Below are 20269 nucleotides of genomic sequence, written 5' to 3' on the forward strand. Positions count from 1 at the left end.
TAAAGTTCATCCCTTACAGATCCAAGGCTAAAAAACAGGAAAATAGAACTCGGTCTGATCTGGGTATATTTTTACATATCGAGCGACCCGCCGACCGGCTGCACAAACACAGAAAGCAGGCTCATAACGGTCAAGCCGACAGTTATGGATAGGTTCTAGATTGGCAGCGGGAGCCGGCTCAAACATCTTAGAATAAAGGCTTGGTTGCCATGATCGATCGCCAGGGAAATCAAGACTTTACTTTGATCGACCGATCGCCGTCAGAGTCTTGCACTTTGCATTTACCCCAAATCGCAGAACCAGTCTCAGTCCCAAAATTTCTGGATCGTCTTATGCAGTTCCAGGTCGATCCTGCCCTTATCGGGCCACAAATTTCCCAAATTCTCGCGACCAGCTTTGATCGAGAAATCCTGCTGATGCAAATAGCCAATACTTTGGGGGTTGCATGGGGGGCAGATTTCTGTGTGGTTACTGCTGTGGTTGACCAGAAAGTAGTACATCCGAATGCTTACTGGCAAAATAGGAGCAATCTCCCCTCTGTTGCCGGTGTTGCGGATTCCACTGAAAAACCAGAACACCCCCAAACTACAGGATTAAAACTGCCTAGCAGATCACTCGAACACCCCGCTTGGGCAAACGTGCTAGCAGACGGCGAGATAGTGGCGATATCCGACTCTCTTGATATTCCGGCAGCTTCCTCGCCCAATTCCCCTGTGACACCGCTGCCTTTTCGGGCAATTTTGGCAGGGCCTGCGCGATTTGGAGGGGCTGTAAATGGCATGATGATTGTTGGTAAGTCGCAACCTCACGAGTGGTCGGTAGCCGATCGGCAGCGCCTTGAAGCAGCATCAGACGCGATCGGCAGCGCGATTTCTCACCTTCAAAAAACTCAAGAAATTGCCAGCTTAAACGAACAGTTACAGCGACAAGCTAAATACAAAAATCTACTCAGGTCAGTTGCTGCCTCGATCCACACAAATTCAGAAGTCGATCGAATATTGCAGCAAGTTATTGAAAATACCGTCGATATTCTGGAAGTAGATATAGGCCAAATCCTGCTATTGAAATATACAGATCCTCTATTTACAACTCGCTCCCCCAATAAAACTCCCAAAGCGAAAGTCGAATTAGTTTGTGAATCAGTTGTAAAAAAAGAGCCAAATAAACAGCCAATAGCACAAAGCGCGATCGGCAAAAAAAGCTCAACATCCAAAACAAAAAACAAGGATAAAACTGCTAATTATAAATCCAATATTCCCAACTCAAAACCAAATAACTCTCCAGCTTTTTGGCTGTCAGAATCTAATTTGTGCCACCAAGCATTCCACAGCGCACCTAAACCCCTAGCCCTCGCTGACGCAGGCGCATTAATCGGCAAAGAACAAGAAGCAGCCACAGAAATTTTGAAACTCCAAGGCATTCGCGGCTTGCTGCTGGTTCCCTTCACGGGCGGTAGCTGCCAGGAAACAGTTTTGGGTTTCTTGGTTTTGCAGCATTCCAAGCCGCGCACTTGGAACCCGGAAGAATTAGAAGTTCTCGAATCAGTCAGCGCTCAAGTGAGCAAGATGATTATCCAAACTCAAACGCTTAAGGAATTGCAAACCGTAGTTTTAGACAGAACCTCTCAGTTGCAGCAAAGTCTCGACGTGCAGGGGAAACTGTACGAACAATCTGCCAATCAGCTAGAGCAAATGCGGAAATTGAAGCTGGTTAAAGACGAGTTTCTCAGCACTCTGAGTCACGAGTTGCGTACCCCTTTAACAATCATGAAACTGGCGATTCTGATGCTCAAACAAGCTGAACTGCCGTCAGCGAGTCGGACTAAGTATCTCGAAATTCTAGAACAGCAGTGTTCTAAGGAAACTGCTCTGGTTAACGATTTGCTAGCCCTCAAGCAGTTTGAGCCTCAACAAGTCCCGATTTCTCTAATCAAAATCGATCTCAACCGTTTATTTCAAGATTTAGTTAGGGATTTTGAAAAACAGTGGGCGGATAAGCAATTGACTCTTAAGGTGGATTTGCCTAAGTTGACCCCTTGCTGGGAAACTGACCCGGACATTCTCAATCGGGTACTGCTGGAGCTGCTGACGAATGCTGGAAAATACTCTGCTTCTGCAACGGCGGTAGTTTTGGAGGCGTCTGAGGCAGCCGGCTATATTGTCCTGACCATTTCTAATGTCGGGCGCGGCATTTCTGCGGCTGATTTGCCCCACATCTTTGACAAGTTCCGCCGTGGCACTGGCATTACTGACCAAGCTATCGCCGGTACGGGTTTGGGTCTGGCTCTGGTAAAGTGTTTAGTGCAGCACTTGAATGGTACTATTGATGTATCTAGCTGTCCGACAGAAAGTTCAGAATCTGACAATTTGTGGCGCACATCTTTTACTTTGACTCTGCCGCAATTTGCAGCGGAACTCTGTAATGTAGAAGAATAGTTCGGTTGAGAACCTGCTGGGAATTGGCCGCGAACAGGCGAAACTAGAAGACTTGCCAGAAGAGAGAAATTGGGAAATGTCGTAAACACTACCAAGTCCTCTGTTTTGAATTGTTTGTCTGGTTGCCGTCTAAATTGCCGGTTCTCAATTGCTGATTTTCCCCAGAACTTATATTATGTCTGGTTATTGGCCCGTAATTAGCGCGTGTTTGTAGTGAGTGCGACTGTCCTATATTTATGAATTAATCAGGACTTGCATTACTTACTAGGAACTTAATTATAATTGTATAGTCGGAGATGGTATTACGCAGTATAGACCAAAGAAACTGAGTTTTTTAACTGTTTCAAAGGCCTGCAATCCGTCTTTTTGTACAAGCCGGTTTCTGCGTCTTGGATTGTCCCTAAAAATTGTCACGGTGCATGGAATTCGATAGCCAATATTATGCTCACAAAAGCTGCACCTAAAACCCTGCGTTGGCAACGTTCTAAATATTCGCCACTGGCACGGCAAATAGACATTTTTGCAGCGGCGGGAAAGTTTATGTTTTTTTTGTGGTGGGACGCACTGCTGCAAAATAATTCGCCTCATACTAGAAGAATTCGCGCTCATTGGTTGGTCAATACTTTGCTGAATTTAGGCCCGACTTTTATTAAGATCGGTCAGTCTCTATCGACTCGTGCGGATTTGCTGCCGCTGGAGTATGTGAAGGAACTCGAACAGTTACAGGATCGGGTTCCTCAGTTTAGTTCCGAAGAGGCGATCGCTCTTGTAGAATCAGAGTTAGGCAAGGATATTTATGCTTTGTACCGCGATTTTGACCCCTCGCCTCTGGCTGCTGCGAGTCTGGGACAGGTGCACAAAGCAAGGCTGCACACCGGGGAAGATGTGATTGTAAAGGTGCAGCGTCCGGGTTTGGAAAGTTTATTTGATTTGGATGTGAAGGCGGTGCGCCAAGTGATGCGTTTTTGCGATCGCTATTTGCCTGGGACGCGCAAATATGACCTGGAATCTATTTATCACGAGTTTTTTAAGATTTTATATCAAGAAATTGACTACGTGCAAGAAGGTAAAAATTCCGATCGCTTTAGCCATAATTTTCGAGAATATCCTCAAGTTATTGTCCCGAAAGTCTACTGGCAATACACGACTAAAAAAGTGCTGACTCTAGAATACGCACCCGGCATTAAGGTGGACGACCGCATTAGTTTAGAGGCGATAGGAGTGGATATTGTGAAGCTCAATCAACTCGGAATTTGCTGTTATTTAAAACAGTTGTTAATTGACGGTTTTTTTCAAGCTGACCCGCATCCCGGAAATTTGGCGGTGACAGAAGATGGTAGCTTGATTTTTTACGATTTTGGGATGATGGCTGAGGTGAAGTCTCTGGCTAAAGACCAAATGGTCAAGACTTTTTTTGCTGTGATGAGAAAGGATACTGACGAGGTACTCAATACTTTAATTTCGATCGGCTTGGTTGAGCCGATGCCGGATATGATGCCAGTACGCAGGTTAATTGCTTTTCTGTTGGATAAGTTTATTGATAAGCCGATCGACTTTCAAGCTTTTAATGAAATTAAGAACGAACTTTACATCATGTTCGAGCAGCAACCGTTTCGCTTGCCTGCAGAAATGATGTTTATTGTCAAGTCCGTGACGACTCTCGACGGCATAGCTAGAACTCTCGACCCTGATTACAATTTTCTAGCATCCGCTCAGCCTTTTGTCAAGAGTATTGCAGTGAGCAAGGGGCGGGGAAATGCGATCGGAGAATTGGCAAAGCAAGCACGGAGTTTTATTACATATAAGTTACGACAGCCAAGCAAATCGCAAGTTTTTCTCAACCGTTTGGAGCAGCGAATTGAAGAAGGCGAAATGCAAATTAGAGTGCGGAATCTAGAGAGCGAAAGAGCCTTGAAACGCATTAACTTAGCCCTGAAAACTCTAATTTTCGCTTGTTTGACTGGTTTTGTGTTTTTGTCGGGTGCAGTGCTGCTAGTGGGCGGATATCAAACGGGGGCGATCGCAGCTTTTGCGGTTTCGGGATTCGGTAGCTTGTTTGTGTTGCGCTCCTTGTTAGATTTGTTGGTTAAGGAAAAGCTCGATCAAATGGTGGATCGATAAATATAGTGGGTAATTGGGAATTGCGATCGTAAGCTGCTACGCATTTAAATTTAATCCAGATCCGAGCTCTCCGGCCCGTTCTACAATAGCAGACGGTAGGCTGACGTTGGTACTGCCAACTCAAGTTTTTAACATAATTTGCGACTTTAGGTAGGGGCGGATTCTCAAAGCACGAAGTTATACTCCTAACATATATTAAACGCGATCGCCCGCCCCTACAAAAAATGTACGCCCAAAAATTGCTAAAACCAGACGGCCGCCCACTCACACTGTACAGCCGCTATCCAATCCCAGAAGGTATCGCGGCCGTAAGTCCCAGCAATGAACCCGTAGAGGCAAACCCCCACTTTCGCTGGCATCCTTTGCGGGGGGAATGGGTAGCATACGCCAGCCACCGTCAGGGAAGAACTTTCATGCCGCCGCCCGAATACAACCCGCTGGCAGCTACAATTAACCCTAAGTTTCCGACAGAATTGCCGCCGGGAGATTACGATGTAGCAGTGTTTGACAATCGCTTTCCCTCGATGACTTTGCAAGCAAAAAATGCACCTGTAAATATTGTCGAAACTTTGCCCGCCAAAGGCATTTGCGAAGTCGTTGTTTTCACTCAAGATCCGCTGGCTTCCTTGGGCGCTTTGGAGTTATCTCACTTGGAATTGCTGTTAGAAGTGTGGGCCGATCGCACTTCAGTTATCGGTAGCAATCCTGAAATTGAATACGTCTTGCCCTTTGAAAATCGCGGCGTTGAAGTCGGAGTAACTTTGCACCATCCCCACGGTCAAATTTACGCTTATCCGTTCGTGCCACCCGTGCCGGCACGGATGTTAGAATGTCAATCGGTTTACTATCAAAAAAACAGTAGCGGTTTGCTGCAAGATTTGATTCAAAAAGAGATTTCCGACAACCAGCGAATTATTTATTTAGACGAAGAGGCGATCGCCTTTGTCCCCGCTTGTGCTCGCTACCCTTACGAAGTGTGGATTGCCCCGATCGCCCCCGCTGCTACATTTATCGATTTGACGGAAAAACAGCGGCAATCACTCGCTAAGGCCTTAAAAACAGTCACCCTCAAATACGACGGTTTGTGGCATCGCCCGTTCCCTTATTTGATGGCTTGGTTTCAAGGACCCACAGACGGGAAACCCCATCCAGAAGCGCATTTGCACGCCCAATTTTATCCGCCCTATCGATCGAGCGATCGGCTAAAATACCTCGCAGGAACCGAACTCGCCGCCGGAATGTTTGCCAACGACGCTTTACCCGAAGAAAAAGCTAAAGAATTGCAAGCCGTATCTGTCAATATAAGCTGAAACCCATTTAAATTTTCAAGTAAAGTTTGATGCAATTATTGTGGGTGGACGTCCCGCCCGCCCAAAAAATACAATTTATATGCAATAAAGCTAATGATAAACTCATTTAACCCAGAAGTTGAAAGCAAACTTGAATTCATCCGCAAAGCCTTAACCGACACAAAAGCGATCGCCCTTCGCTTGCGCGGTACAGACTGGTTTGCCTGGGCCACAGCGGGCGGTTCCCATACAGTATTGCTAACCGCAGAAACAGGAGTTGCAGAACTTTTAATTACCGCCGAAACAGCTTGGGTTCTCACCGATGAAATCGAAGCTCAACGCTTGCAAGATGAAGAATTGCCAGCCAACTTTCAAATGCACATCTATCCTTGGGCAGATGTCGCACAGCGCGAAGCTTTTGTCAAAGAAATTACTGGTGGCGGTAACGTCATGAGCGATCGGCCAAATGCCCAAGAAACACCAATAATCGCATCTTTACAGTCTCGCAAACAGACAATGATGTCCAGCGAATTAGAGCGATACCGGCGAGTCGGGCGTTTAGCGAGCGAAGCGATGACAGAGGTACTTTCCGCAGCCAAACCAACATGGACAGAATATCAGCTAGCCGGAGCCGGTGCAGAGGCTTTGTGGGCGAGAGGTTTGCATCCAGCCCTGACATTAGTTGCTGGAGAAAGGCGTTTGCCACTGTACCGCCACGCCACAGCAACCGCCGAACAAATTGGACGACAAGCAATGTTAGTATTTTGCGCTAGGGGATGGGGTTTGTATGCAAATTTAACCAGATTTGTCTGTTTCGATTTTCTTGGGGAAAAGCATTCAGAGTTGCACCGACAAGTCAGAGAAATTGAAGCAGCGGCGCTAAATTTGTGTCGGCAGGGAGTAACGCTGAATTCGGTTTATGATACGCTTAAAACTGCTTACGAAGAGCACGGATATCCTCAAGCAATTGCGGAACACCATCAAGGCGGAACTACCGGATATTTGGCGCGCGAAATTGTGGCGAATCCGGCTACTTCAGATATTTTGGGAGAAAATATGGCTGTGGCTTGGAATCCGAGTTTGTCGGGAGCAAAAATTGAGGATACGTTTGTACTTCACAGCGATGGAACGTTGGAAAATTTGACTTTTGATCCGAATTGGCCGAGTGTAGAAGTAGCGGGAAGGTTGCGCCCTGTGCCGTTGGAAATATGGGACGATCGACCTTAGTCATTTTAACTTATCGCTTTAGTAGAGAAAAAAAGTACACTACCCTACAAAACGCATTAAATTGAGTTCGGATCGCCGTACTTAATGTTTTGTTACATACTTAGGATTTTTCCCACGGACTTACTTAAGCAAAAACGCTGCCACATAAGGGTTTCCAGCACTTTTAGTTATGTAAAAGATTTTTCAAAACCGGGAAAGTCTCACTCCGTATTGGTTTGGATCGGAACGATAGCAGCAGGCGGCGGAAGTTCCCCTCACTTTACCCCACAGCCCTGTCTTTTAGTCTGCTGTTTCTAGTTCCTCTAATTCTTGCGTAGACTGCCATCCAGCTTGCCAGAGCGATCGGTCTTTGAGCTGTGCGGCGTTCAGCCAAAAACGTACATTTGGATCGCAAGCCGCCACCATTTCTGCAAATACCCATTTACCTTCGTTTTTTCGGTTAACGACTTGAAAGTGTCGCCACCCCCAAGTTTTTTGGTGTGAAGTCCATCGGGAACCAACTAAATAAGGAAATTTTTGTTTTTTGCTCACAGTATTTTTGTAGAAAAATATATTAGAAAGCAAGTGAATTGTAATATAGCCATCCTAAATCCTTTGTGTAATTCTTGTAGGGGCAAACCCCCCGTGGTTGCCCCCATGAGGCAGGGGTAGGCAAAGAAAGGCCCTATCCCTACATCTTTGTACGACTCCTGCAAGGGTTGCTATAACTCGTTCTGTTTGATGATATTAATTCCCTATTAAAGCTCGTCAAATCCTCTCTCCCTCTCCCCTTCTCTCGAACATACCAGATAATATAGAGCCGCTGCTGCTTACATGAGAGTTCACCTAAACTCTATCTGCAAGTAGATGCGTTTATTGTAACTTGCAGCAGTTTCTCGTCGGGGTTCAAAAGTAAGGGCAGTTCAATGACTGCCCCTGTAATTAGTTATACCTATTGAATAGGATAGTTTTTCAGGCGATCCACAAATAGCAAATTTACCCAGTACCAGCTAAATGGTGAATCTCAAATCTAAAAGCAAATAACCCAGGTTATAGTTGTGCAGAATAATCCCTTCTGTGAAACTTACTCAAATCTACTTTTAGAGCAGGTTTGACGTTCACTTCCTGCTTCTACCAAAGCGGTCGGCCGCTTCTTGTCCACAGGCGTGTTTTCGAGCCCAACTTTCCCTACAAACATTTTTTCAATCTTAATCGTGTTTCATTGATCCTGTACAGCTCAAGAAAAACGCACTTTTAGGTAAGATTGACTAATTTCTTTGATTCTGTCGCTACGTCTTGATTACTTCCCTGTTAAGGCTTTTGGCCCGATAAGTCCAGAGGAAGTTGGGGAAGCCGGAGGCGAACCGCATTTGTTTGCAGCCAGAGAGTGATGGCGTGCTTCCGTTGCGGAGTCACGTACTCTCCCGGTCGGATCACGCCAGCACAGACGCCGATGTTTTTCATAAGGGTTTCTCGCTCCGATGAACTTGCACCCTGTAGCAACCTGACTTGGGCTTTGATAAAATCCACGTTCATAGCTGAAAGTAAAAGTAAGTAAAGAACTCAGTTAAATAGCGATGCTTTGCTTCCGATTGTAACTCTAAAACCACTTGGTATGAATCAAATTGATTCAACATCCCCAGGATGGGGATCGGCGCGTCTAGAGCTAGCCAACTTTATTTACTTTATCTGTTTTTGCTAACAAAAGTGTCACTATGCTAGCAGTTTTGGCAGAATTATTTATAGTTAAGAACTGTTACAAATTTGGCTCGATTTCCACAATACGGCAGAGTTTAGTGCTAACGCTACTTTTCTGAACTCAAAAAGTTCAGGATTGTCTCCAACGCCTTGCCTTCCTAGGTTTTACACTCCCCGATTGAGAAGCGATCGCTCCGGGAACATTCCTCTTCGATCGCCCCTCTTAACACCCGGACACCGCCACCTCACCCTATTGATTTAGATCGTCTCGTAGACTTAGCTGTGAACTATAACTTCAGGCATACGTGTTGTTACCGGGGCTACAATAAGCGACCAAGTTTGTATTCTTGTTTCTCAAGGAAATATTTTTTGGCTTTTTTTGCAAAGCCCTTATTTGTGTTAATTAAGGCAGCTTTGTGAGCTCCGGGCAAACGAAGACTCGCAGCTTGAAAATCCAGATATTTTGTGCTGTGTGGCGGTGCATCTGTTTCCTGAATTCCTTGGGGGCGATCGCTCCTCCGCGAGAATTGCCAGTAACGGCTAATTTTGTATAATTCATAACAGATGGATACCTGCTAATAATTTTAAAACAGCACAAGTTTAAACAGTCTTCGAGCCCTCGATCGCTCCTAATAGCCCACAAAGAGAGATAAAAACATTAACTATGCATACCCTATTTTTAAGGCGATTTTGCCTTGGTCATTTGCCTTATATAGGAATTCACTATAGCCAAATTTGCTTGTTACTTAAGTTGAATTTAACTATAAATTAAGCTGAAAAACCTACAAAATAAAATACAAAAATTAACTTTTTTAATTGGTTTTAAACTTATCTAACTTAGAAAATTTGTTTTTTTTAACCTAAATTAGACCACATTTATTGTTAAAAAAAAACTCATTTTTGACGGTGTTCGTGCCGATTTAGGGAACTTTGGACGTGAATTTAAAATATTAATTAACAGGGGTTGCACAATTTGAGGCATTGTGGGGAATAGGGTTAGGCGTCCCGCCTGCTTTGAAAATACACGCCTTCGGACTCATGGGCTCATCACAAAAAAGATTAAAATCCTCCCGCTATTATGCAACCCCCATTAACCAGCTCATACGAGATATTTCACTCTACAAAACAAACCGACCAGGCAACATATAAAATCCCCTCCCGCAGAAGCTGGGAGGGGAAATGGTGAATAAAATTATTGGTTTGAAATTATCGATATGTAGGTCTCTTTTTGCAGTATCAAGAGGTATCGATCAAGCTCACGACCGATGTTGGTCAGTCGCTAAGATAATTTCTCGGTGGGAAACCGAGAAATTATCAACTAAATCAACCTTTTTTCGGGCGTTGCAGCTTAGTTTTCCAATTGGCGATCTCCTTCTGAGCAGGCTGATAACTCTTAGTACCCGACGGCACCAGCGAAGCAGCTTCAACTGCCTCTTTCAGCTTTCCTTGAGAGCCGCGCAACTGAGCAATTTTGAGAATACTTTCGCTCCACTGTCCAATTAACTGTTGAGCTTCTTCATACTTCGGCTGACCGGGTTCAATTTTATTAGCTTGCTGGATGCCTTTACTGTAAGAAGAGGCAACCCCCCGCTTAATTTGACCCTTAGCAGCCGATAGCAAAGCAGCATTTACATCCTGGTCTTTGGATAGCTCCTCCCACTGAGCGATCGCCTGTTTCGACTGATTGTAAACAGGCTGATTGACATCAGGCATCAATTTAGCCGCCCCGATCGCCCCCTGGAAATCGCCCCGAGCAGCCCGCCCGTTAGCTATATCCAAAATTGTCAAACTCCAGCGCTCAATATCCTGCTGAGCCTGCGGGAAGAGCGGATCGCTCGGCGGAATCGTTCGAGCCTTAACCACTGCTTTATTAAAACTAGAAGCCGAACCATCCTTGAGGAAAGTTTTCGCCTCAGCCCACACCTGCTGGCTGGATGGTGGCTGCTTGGTTCCAGTCCCTGCTTGCACCGCCCGCGGTTGGTTCTGCGACCCCCCAATACCAGTAAATTTTTGAGATCCAGAGTTTTGGGCATTTTCAGCAGGTGATCGAGGATCTCCTTCCTGCTGACCAATAAAAATTGATTTGTTCGTCACAAAAACACCCAACAGCAGCACCAAAGCCGTAGCTGAACTCCATAAAACTAGCTGCTGCAAAAATGACTTATCCGACCCCCCGTTATGCTCATCCTCCGGCTTTTGCAAGTTCGGTCGATCGCCCCCCCCATCAGCAGCGGCCACAGCATTTGGCTGCGACACAGGCGGCTTCTCAACAGGCAAATCCTGAGCGTTGCGAACTGCCGGAGGCAGATCCATCCGAGCCGTAGCCGTCGCCATTTGCGGGCGATCGAACCCATCAGCCGTACCAACCGTCATATTGCCGTTGCGTCCGGCCAACGCAGCAGTTGGTACCCCTGAAGCATCCGGCAAAATCACCAAATTAGCCTTTCCCGGAGGATTCACCACCATCAAAGGTTCTTGTTTCGGACGCAAATGGTGGTCACACAGCTCCGGCAGTCGATCGCTCAAAAAACGGTCTAAACCCTTAATGGTCGTGCACTGTCCCGATCGCAGCCCCTCCAAAAGCGCCGTCGTAAAAAACCCCTGACGCAAAGCCGAAGTTTCCCGCGAAACTTGATTCGGGCGGCAAGAAAGCACCGTTGGGATTTCCAGTTCCCGTGCCAGCTCGACCGTTTGAGAGCCGATGGTTTCCCCCGCTTTCACAATCTGGCTGCGGTTCATATCAACCAGCACCAATACCGTTTCCGTAGGAGCGTTTTTCAGAGTATTCAACAGCAACTCTACCGGAATCCCCGTACCCTGAATGTCAGCCGGATTGCCGTCAACAGGCATCAAATAATCCTTACCTTCATAGCTGACACCGTAGCCGCTAAAAAAACACCAGAGTAAATCTCCTTGTTGCACGTGTTCCGCGCAGAGGCTTTGGGTCAATCTCAGAATATTTTCCCGATTTGGATATGTAGATTGACCCCACAGCGACGGCGAGCTATCGGTCATCAGCAGACATCCATCCGGCGCAAAACCCGCCTCCTCAGTCAAAAAACCGTACAGGGCCTCTGCATCCTCTTGGGCATAACTCAAAGGCTGGAGTAACTGATATTGATTGATGCCTATTGCAATACAAGCGTGATTTTTCATCCCCATATGCCCTATATATATAGTGGACAGCTTGCACAAAACGATAACACATAGCCGTTTAAGGTTATACCCACTTTCGTCACCACTCACAGAGCAGTTGTCCGAAGGCAGAACTCCCAACAAGCCCCCTAATTTACCATCTTAAAATCTTTAATTTTTATATTGCAGTGAAAAATTATACCCTGTGCCTGCCTTTAGAAAAATAAAGTTAAATTGGATACACAGGCCACTCTATTTGACTCTAATTTTCACCAAACTACACCAAAAAGGAATAACCCGCCAATGGTCTCTACCGCCAAAAAAGAAATCTCCCCCCACAGCGAATCGCTACTGAAGAAAAATCATCCTAAAACTCACAGCCACTATAGGTTTCAGGATTTTTTTGCCTTCGATCGCCAGATGGGTACAATTGACGACTGGAATGAGTCGCGTAACATTTTTACCAGCGAAGACTTCATTATCGGTTTAGTGGAGGGACTCGAAGAAGAAGTCGGCCCCGCGTCCTCTGTCATCATGTATACTATTGGTTGCCAGTGGGGACTCCAAGATTCCGAATTTTTTCAAAAATGGTTTAGTGCCGAATACAGCCAGAACATTCGCCAGTCAAATCTCATGTTTCTGCTAGAAACTTGGTGGTGGCCTTTCACGGCTCAAGGTTGGGGTCGCTGGGAAGTGGACATGAGCGATCGCAAACACGGCTGCATCTTCATCAACCTCTTTGACTCAGCAGTTGCTCGCACATTGGGAGACGTAGGCAAACCGGTTTGCCACCTATACGCCGGTTTGTTCGCCGGTTTCTTCGGCTCTTTAGTCAAAAAGCCTCTGAGCTGCATAGAACTCCAATGTTACTCAATGGGAGAAACCTATTGCAAGTTCCTGCTTGGCAACCCAGATAAAATTGATGCAGCAGCATTCTGGCTCAACGAAGGTGCCAACGCCCGCGATATTCAAAATCGACTGCAACACGGTGAAATATTGCGGTAAACAACCTGGAAAGGCACATCCCCTGCCCTGCCTTTCCTCCCACCAATTTCGCGATCGAAAGTGCGATGGTGGATTTCTCCAGGCAGGAAGAAAGATGAAAAGTCAAACTTCATGGTTGGACCAATCTGTCCAAGAATTCTTTGGTCACTATAATTGGCTGGGAAAATCTTTAGAAACCCCAAATGGCTCGACCCCCGGTCAACTTCTGAGTTTAACCCAGCCAGTAGCAGACTTTTTTCAAGCTATTTCTTGGGAAGGAATTCCGGAAGTAGGTGCCCTACCCCTACCGCCACCCTTGCCAGTAATTTCTATTTCTGAACAAGCCGAAGTCACCATTGATGACCTATTCGACCTGTTTTAATCTGTGTAGGCAATAAAAAATGAAAAATAGGGCCATCCCTCATCCCTTTTCCCTCACCCCTCTTTCCTCATCCTTCAAAATCCATTAGTTAAATCCGTTAAATTCCGTACCTTGCTCGTTGCCGAACTTCCTTCCTTTTATCAATTACCGATTACCACTTAATTAAAATCATGCACCCTGAGATTGAGGCGCTGCTGGATCAGGCCGAAAACCGCTTTTTAAAAGGCGAAGAACTCATAGCTTTTAAGCGTCAAGCTGTAACCCTTGTCCAGCGCTTAAAAATTTACGAATTTTTACGAGAGAAGGAAGCAAGCATCTTCCAACCAGTAGCCAACAAGCTACAAGAAACGTTCCCCGACGAAAAACAAGAAACCTTAGAACGATCGCTCAAACACTGGGTGTTAGTCTTGCGGTACTGCGCTATGGCTATGCTGCTGAACGATCGAAATTTTCTCGAACAGCGCCTTGTAGACTGGCTTTCCGGCATAGTCGCAGCCCACCAAACTCAAAAAATCGAAGCAACTGTTTGCAATCTGCTGCAAACTCGTTTAAAAGAATTGCTTTCCGAGCAAGCCCGGGCTATATTGCAACCATTTTTTGACCAAGCACAGTCAATTATTATTGACCAAAATAATAAATAATCCGCTTTATTTCCAATTTCCAATTCCCGATTCCCAATTCCCAATTCCCGATGATTAATATTGCCGACTTACTCAAACAGCCCCGACTCCCTGGGAACTACTTTGCCAGCGATGCCTACGTCCGAGGCGACCTCGAACTCGGCCTCCTCGAAAACCGCCGGGGTGATCGGCTCTTAGCACTCCCAGAAACACTGATTCAAGCCATTTATATCGGCTTAGAACAAGAAACAGGTCAAGCCTCCCGCCTCGTACTTTTCAACTGCGGTCGCTGGTGGGGTAAAAACTTCTACGTGCGTTTTTGCGAAGAAGTCAGCGAATACTACGGTCAGCCAGTTTCTGAAATGGAAATGGTAGAATTTCTTCAGTCCTTACAGCAGTGTTGGAAAACTCATGGATGGGGAACATTTGAGTTTGACCCCAGCTATTCCGAACATGGATTTTTAATAGTAAAAATTGCTAACTCTCTTTTTGCTAAAACAGCTCCCAAGTCTAAGCGACCAGCCTGTTTTTTAGAAGCAGGTATTTTAAGTTCGTTCTTTAGTCAGCTTACGGGTCGAGAACTTCACTGCCTGCAAACATCCTGCGAATCATTGGGTTCGGACTGCAACCGCTTTATTTTAGGGCTGCGCGATCGCCTCCTACCTGCAGATTCTATGGTCGAAGAAGGAAAAGACCATGAAGCTATTCTCAGTCAACTTTTCCAGAAAAATTGACTTGTTTGACAGCTATTACTTTGTTAATAGCTGTCAAATCATTTTTTTTTAGCCATATTATCCCCCGTCTCATCAAAACTGTGAGTTAAATTATAAAAAAGCTCCTAAGTTAAAAAATCAGGTTTTAGCAATTTAAATAAAATCTGATTATAACTAGCAGCTAGAAAATTCATAACTTACTCTAGAAATTCATAAAATTTAAAAGCAATCAAAACCTCAAACATTTTGCTAGAACTTAATGGACGCCAATGAACTTCTAACTCGATATGCAGCCGGCGAAAGAGATTTTAGACTGGCAAATCTGCGCGGCATTGTGTTGAGTCCGATCGATTTATACCGTTCCAGCGATGCCCCAACTCTTATTTTGGCAAACCTCAACCAACACCAGCAACGACCCTACTTAATCGGTGCTAACCTCAGCGGGGCCGACCTCACCAAAGCCCATCTGAGCCGAGCCAATCTCAGCAAAGCTGACCTCAGCGGAGCCAATCTCACCGGCGCCAACCTCATGGCAGCCAGTCTGAGTGGAGCCAATCTCCTCGAAGCCAATCTCACCGGCGCCAACCTAGCCGGATCTCATCTGAATTGGGCAAACCTGACCGGAGCAATTCTTCCCAATGCTAATCTCATAGGTGCAGATATGAGCGCCGCTAACCTCACAAAAGCCGTTCTCACTGAGGCAAATCTCAGTAAAGCCTATCTGATTAAAGCCAATCTCAACGGGGCCAACTTCAAAGATGCTTACTTAAGTCTAGCGAGTCTGAAAGAGGCAGACTTGACCGAAGCACAGCTCACCGGAGCCGAATTATCCAAAGCCAACCTAGCCGGAGCCAACTTAACCCGTGCTAACCTCAGCAAAGCCAACCTGTTGAAAGCTAATCTCAGACGAGCTAACCTCACTCAAGCCTATTTAAATGGCGCCTGCTTGATCGGATCAGACCTTAGCGAAGCTTGCTTGGATAGAGCCAATTTGTGCAAAGCAGACCTCAGCAAAACCTATCTGAGAAACATTACTTTGAATGGCAGCCACTTAAGTGGTATTAACCTCAGCGGGGCAGACCTCAGCGGTGTAGACTTGAGCCGCAAACTTTTAACTGGAATTAATATGGCAGAGGCATTGTTGAACGAAGCCAACTTGAGCGGTGCTTATCTGATGGAAGCTAACTTGAGCGGGGCTAACCTCAGCAAAGCAAACTTGAGTTTAGCCTACCTGCTCAATGCCGACCTTTCTAATTCTTGCCTGCATGAAATTAACTTGAGCAAAGCTAACCTGAGTAAAGCCAACTTGCAGAAAGCTGACTTGACAGGAGCCAACCTCCGGGGAGCCATTCTCACTGAGGCGGATTTAACAGGAGCGAATTTGATAGGAGCCACTCTTCCTAACGGCACAGTTTATCGGCGTTAACTTCTCAATCCCCTTGATTATTTGCCGAGTAAAGTGCGGTTGATGTCCAGAATCGGAAAAAATAGGTTCCTTTCTTCTACCGTGAGATATTGTTTTAGAACCTTTTTCATCACATCGTAGGTCACGGTCGCACTATTTCTAACTTGAACAGCGCCTAAAATAGTTTGCAACCAAAGTAGTAGCCGATCGCGCAACCGTTCAGTATCATTAATCAACAGTGCTGCCGCTGAATGCCTCAACACCCGCACAATATCTCCACGGCACTTTTCAGTCATATCGTTAGCCCCGCGCCGAAATAAACTAGGGTCTAGAGACAGCATTTGTGCTTCCACTTGCCGCATAATGTCTGTTTCAGAGGCTTGAATTTTTTTATAAGCACTCATCCGGTGATTCAAAGACTGAAAGTAGTCTTTCAAAAATTGGAGTTCTTCTGCACTGGCGTAGCGTCCGTCTGTTTCCGTGCTCAAACGCGCAAGTTGGCTCAACATAGATTTTTCTCTACTACTAAAATACAAAGATATCAGTTTTAAGCTTCTTTAGTCCGAACTAAATACTGTCCTACTTGAAAGCGCGTTTCATTAAGCTGTGTAACGATAGAACGAGTAATTAACTTTCCCGATTCTACAACTACTTGACCCGTAATTGGGTGTAATAAATCTTGCTGGGCCCGGCGGCCTATCAGAGCTTCGACATTTTCAATAGCATTAATGTACATCCCCGCAGGCAACTGTACAACCACACCCTCGCCCATAATTTGAGCCTGACAAGCAAGTCGCGAATTGGCTCTAGCCGTAGTAATGACTTCCAACGTCCTTCTCTCGCGGCGGTTCATGTCCGACAAGCCTTCCATGCCTTCTTTAATGTAAACATGGCAGGTAGCGCACATTCCCCGTCCCCCGCATTCCTTGAGAACGTCTAAGTCTTTGGAAAGTAAGGCAGACAGGATATTTGATCGGGTTTCGACTGCTATTTCCTCCGCAATTGGATCTAGTTTAATAATTTTAACCATATTGATGTTTGCTCCTGTCAAGTTCAGTATTTAGCAAGTTACGATCAACTTATTTAAAGCGCAAAAAAATTTGGCTAACACTCAAAAAGGTTAAGATGCCTTGACGACAGCATCGGCTTCTGGCTCTCTAACCCCTAGGGCATAACCGCACTTCTGTTTTGGTCATATCACTGTACCCTCGCCCCGATTCCCCAGCTTAGCCTTGAAAAGCTAAAACCTTAGATACTTTCTGCATGGCATTGAAAAAACTGTAATAGTCGCGATCGACTAAAATAGCAGCCACAGGTAGTTCCCGATCTGACACCCGAATCCGGCAAGATTTATAGTCCCGAAACTCAAGGATTTTAATAAGTGCGACTGTGCGATCGCTCTCAAGGAGGCTGAGAATGAACCTGAGATAACATAGGCTGTACCTGGCGAGCGATTCAAAAATTTGAATTTTTGTCAGAATTATTTACATATTTTAATACTAGCTCAAGCTTTTTCTATAATTAGACCGATGCAACATTCTAAGTACCGCATTTTAGGGCTAGTCGGACAAGGACAATTTGGTCGAGTCTTTTGTGCCAGCGTTCGAGAAGCTCCCGCCCAGGACTCCCGCCTCACCAGCCAACTGGTTGCTCTCAAAGAACTTAGTCATCAGAAAGCCCCAACTAGCGAATTCTTGCGAGAGCTGTGGTTTCTGATCACCTTGCAGCACCCCAATATTGTTACCTGCCGAGCTCTAGAACACACAGCTACAGGCAGGTACTTGGTGATGGACTACTGCGAGGGAGGAACCCTCCGCAACCTGCTCAAACAAGAGCGCCCCTTGCGTCTGCTCGAAGGTTTACAGCTAGTCATGGAAGTTTTAGCCGGCTTAGACTACGCCCACCGCCGAGGCGTAGTTCACTGCGACATCAAACCCGAAAATATCCTCCTCACTTTAGGAGCAAAAGGTTGGTCGCCCCGGCTTTCTGACTTTGGCATCGCGCGTCGGCTGCCAGAAATTGGTACCACTCGCCTCCACCAAGAACTTTCTCCCGACGCTACCGTAGGTTCCCCCGCTTACATGGCCCCTGAGCGGTTTTACGGTCTTTTTTCCCCGATGTCAGATATATATGCAGTAGGAATTCTGCTATTTGAATTGCTAATGGGCTACCGCCCTTTTGGGGGAACCCCCGGAGACTTGAGGTGGGCGCACCTGAATCAACGCTTGCAATTTCCCGACGCCATCCCCGAACCTTTGCAAGCAATAGTCAAAAAATCTTTAGAAAAGCTGCCAGCCCGCCGCTTTGCCAGTGCTTCGCAAATGGCTCAAGCTCTGCGACTGATCCTGTACGACCCCGCTGTCAGACAATTGGGCGACTGCATTATTCCCTGGGAAAATCCCACAACCAGTGGTGATAAAAGTCTGAAGTCGGAAAGTGACTCTTTGCTGGAAGTTGAAGAGGAAAAAGCATCACAGTCGGCTATTAATTTACTTCGGACTGTGCGCTATTCGCTTTCGCAGCCAAAGCCACTGATACTTCCTGCACCGTTGACCGCTTTAATTGCTACTGAAACGTATCTCTATGCTGCTGTAGGTACAGAGGTGAAGGTTTTGTCTCAGCCGGGAAAACAGCTATTTACAGGAGAAATGTCTATTTCTATTTCATTAATGCCGGAAATCGTGCGCGGCATTTTACCTGTTTCCAACGGCTGTTGCGTTCTCACTCCGCAAAAACTTTACTGGCTCAATGAACACTCTTGGGAGCCTCAATGTTTGCTGGATATGGGTTGGAGGCAAGGTCCAGATCCTTTAAAAGCTGCTGTAGACTCTCATGGCAACTGGTTGACAGTAGCGGTTCCCGGCGAACTGCGTTTTTATTCTTTAGCGGGAAACAGCAGTGCGGGTGATCGCGAAAAAGCCCTGAAGCTGATCGCTACTGTGCCGTTACCAGAACACTATTTACCAGAATTAATTTTTTTGGATCGGCGACACGTTTTAGCAGTTTGGCCCGACAACGAAGCAAAAAATCCCCAAACTATTTTTAGAGTTTACACTCGCCGCGGCACGCCGGTGGGTTCTGTGCGGTTGTCGGCCAGCGTGGGACAGATGCTGTTGACACCTGAGCCTTATACTTTGCTGGGAATTCCTCAAGGTGGTAAAGCGGCGGTGCTGTTGATGAAATTGTGGCCGTTCAAGGTAGCGCGAATTCCTCTTGAAACTTTGCCCGTGTCTGCTTGTGTCGCTAATTGGGGATGGGTGTTGGCAGATGTTGGGGGGCAGATAGAAGTGGTAAACAGTCAAGGGATTCAAGTAGGAAGTTTTAGCAGCCCTGCCTCACCCCGGGCGATAGCTCCTTGGGGGAATAGAGGTTTGGTGATTGCTGTCAATACTGAGGAAGAGAGTCACTTGCACTTTTTAGATGTAGATGTTGAGGATACCAACTCGCGCTCGCTTATCAAAGGCTGATAACTGCGGTAACTGAAGGAGTTTAAGGGTGTAATTCAGGAGAGTGTATTTGCGGGCGATCGATTCCTGGGAGTTTGATCAGGGTTAGAGTACCGTGTCGTGTCAACTTCTGGATTTTGAATCAGAGGAATTGTTAAGGGCGATCGGCTCAATTTGAGACCCAAACGTCCCTCAGTAAAGTCCAAGAAATGCAGACACCATTATATATATGACTCATGCACCAGCCTGCTTCTGTCATCCTAACCCCATGATGCAGCCTCACACCTTACACTCTAACCTTGCCTTAGATCGAGTCCCAGTAAGCCGCATCATCATATTGAACCACTGAATTCTTCTAGCCCTGCGTGGGAGAGAGTCTGCCCCAAAGCCGTATTTGGGCCCAAAAAAAGACCCCATATTTATAAAGAGGAGTCAGCCAGCGGAGGTCGGAGCAGTGAAGGAAAGCCGAAACCCTTGGTGTGTATAGGTTCAAAACAAAGTCAAAAATATTTTCGCAAAACGCTTGACAACTCTGGGGAGAGTTGATACATTAATAAAGCGCCAGAAGAGAGGCGGTTCAAACAACCGCAGATTAAAGGCAAAAAACTGAACCTAGAAAAAAGAATAGTTTGAAAGCTTAAAGCACTATTAACCTCGTCAAAAAAATCAAGATAGAGAGTAAAAGCATCGCTAATACTCAATATCGCAAACAACGAGAAAAAAGTCAAGGGAAAAAAACCAGCCATTGTGCTGAGTGAAAAGAACTTGATATAAGCCAAAAGAACTCAACAACACGGAGAGTTTGATCCTGGCTCAGGATGAACGCTGGCGGTCT

General features: G+C 46.0%; 16 protein-coding genes. 10 read left to right on the forward strand and 6 right to left on the reverse strand.

Translation table 11 applies throughout. From position 1 onward, the window contains the following. Positions 1 to 209: 209 nt before the first annotated feature. The 4 genes from QUA77_RS15675 to QUA77_RS15690 all read left to right on the forward strand — a co-directional run bounded on the left by QUA77_RS15675 (position 210) and on the right by QUA77_RS15690 (position 7072). Positions 210 to 2435, forward strand: a complete 2226-nt coding sequence (locus QUA77_RS15675; protein WP_333451044.1) for an ATP-binding protein — start codon at positions 210 to 212, stop codon at positions 2433 to 2435. Between the two features lie 441 nt (positions 2436 to 2876). Next, complete coding sequence (locus QUA77_RS15680) at positions 2877 to 4556, forward strand: AarF/ABC1/UbiB kinase family protein (RefSeq protein ID WP_333451047.1); 1680 nt, start codon at positions 2877 to 2879, stop codon at positions 4554 to 4556. A 224-nt stretch (positions 4557 to 4780) separates the two neighbouring features. Further along, positions 4781 to 5866, forward strand: a complete 1086-nt coding sequence (gene galT, locus QUA77_RS15685; protein WP_333451049.1) for a galactose-1-phosphate uridylyltransferase — start codon at positions 4781 to 4783, stop codon at positions 5864 to 5866. 93 nt (positions 5867 to 5959) lie between these two features. Next, complete coding sequence (locus QUA77_RS15690; protein ID WP_333451051.1) at positions 5960 to 7072, forward strand: M24 family metallopeptidase; 1113 nt, start codon at positions 5960 to 5962, stop codon at positions 7070 to 7072. Between the two features lie 279 nt (positions 7073 to 7351). Here QUA77_RS15690 and QUA77_RS15695 read toward each other — a convergent pair whose 3' ends face one another. The 4 genes from QUA77_RS15695 to QUA77_RS15710 form a co-directional block, all read right to left on the reverse strand. Continuing rightward, positions 7352 to 7603, reverse strand: coding sequence for a TIGR02450 family Trp-rich protein (locus QUA77_RS15695; RefSeq protein ID WP_242725377.1), 252 nt, complete (start codon positions 7601 to 7603; stop codon positions 7352 to 7354). Positions 7604 to 8362: 759 nt separating this feature from the next. Beyond that, a complete protein-coding gene (locus tag QUA77_RS15700) occupies positions 8363 to 8587 on the reverse strand; it encodes a hypothetical protein (RefSeq protein WP_333042394.1) in 225 nt (74 codons plus the stop codon). Between the two features lie 565 nt (positions 8588 to 9152). Continuing rightward, the gene (locus tag QUA77_RS15705; RefSeq protein WP_333042391.1) at positions 9153 to 9308 is read right to left on the reverse strand and encodes a hypothetical protein; all 156 of its coding nucleotides are present in this window, start codon (positions 9306 to 9308) and stop codon (positions 9153 to 9155) included. Positions 9309 to 10072: 764 nt separating this feature from the next. After that, positions 10073 to 11911: a caspase family protein gene (locus QUA77_RS15710; RefSeq protein WP_333451052.1), complete on the reverse strand. Its 1839-nt coding sequence runs from the start codon at positions 11909 to 11911 to the stop codon at positions 10073 to 10075. Between the two features lie 276 nt (positions 11912 to 12187). On the opposite strand from QUA77_RS15710, the gene QUA77_RS15715 reads away from it, so the two are divergent. The 5 genes from QUA77_RS15715 (at position 12188) to QUA77_RS15735 (ending at position 16009) form a co-directional block, all read left to right on the forward strand. Further along, positions 12188 to 12889, forward strand: a complete 702-nt coding sequence (locus QUA77_RS15715) for a V4R domain-containing protein (protein WP_333042387.1) — start codon at positions 12188 to 12190, stop codon at positions 12887 to 12889. A gap of 94 nt (positions 12890 to 12983) precedes the next feature. Further along, the gene (locus QUA77_RS15720; protein ID WP_333042386.1) at positions 12984 to 13250 is read left to right on the forward strand and encodes a hypothetical protein; all 267 of its coding nucleotides are present in this window, start codon (positions 12984 to 12986) and stop codon (positions 13248 to 13250) included. 170 nt (positions 13251 to 13420) lie between these two features. Continuing rightward, positions 13421 to 13891, forward strand: a complete 471-nt coding sequence (locus tag QUA77_RS15725) for a phycobilisome protein (protein ID WP_333042384.1) — start codon at positions 13421 to 13423, stop codon at positions 13889 to 13891. 50 nt (positions 13892 to 13941) lie between these two features. After that, complete coding sequence (locus QUA77_RS15730; protein ID WP_333042382.1) at positions 13942 to 14604, forward strand: V4R domain-containing protein; 663 nt, start codon at positions 13942 to 13944, stop codon at positions 14602 to 14604. 238 nt (positions 14605 to 14842) lie between these two features. Continuing rightward, positions 14843 to 16009, forward strand: coding sequence for a pentapeptide repeat-containing protein (locus tag QUA77_RS15735; protein WP_333042381.1), 1167 nt, complete (start codon positions 14843 to 14845; stop codon positions 16007 to 16009). A gap of 17 nt (positions 16010 to 16026) precedes the next feature. On the opposite strand, the gene QUA77_RS15740 is transcribed toward QUA77_RS15735, so the two are convergent. Next, a complete protein-coding gene (locus QUA77_RS15740) occupies positions 16027 to 16497 on the reverse strand; it encodes a phycobilisome protein (RefSeq protein WP_333042380.1) in 471 nt (156 codons plus the stop codon). A 38-nt stretch (positions 16498 to 16535) separates the two neighbouring features. Then, entirely contained in the window at positions 16536 to 17018 is a 483-nt protein-coding gene (locus tag QUA77_RS15745; RefSeq protein WP_333042379.1) for a 2Fe-2S iron-sulfur cluster-binding protein, read from the reverse strand. Positions 17019 to 17517: 499 nt separating this feature from the next. Here QUA77_RS15745 and QUA77_RS15750 point away from each other — a divergent pair, with 499 nt between their 5' ends. Further along, positions 17518 to 19455, forward strand: coding sequence for a serine/threonine-protein kinase (locus tag QUA77_RS15750; protein WP_333451055.1), 1938 nt, complete (start codon positions 17518 to 17520; stop codon positions 19453 to 19455). The last annotated feature ends 814 nt before the right edge of the window (positions 19456 to 20269 follow it).

The sequence above is a fragment of the Microcoleus sp. K5-D4 genome, assembly GCF_036704575.1.
Classification (GTDB): Bacteria; Cyanobacteriota; Cyanobacteriia; order Cyanobacteriales; family Microcoleaceae; genus Microcoleus.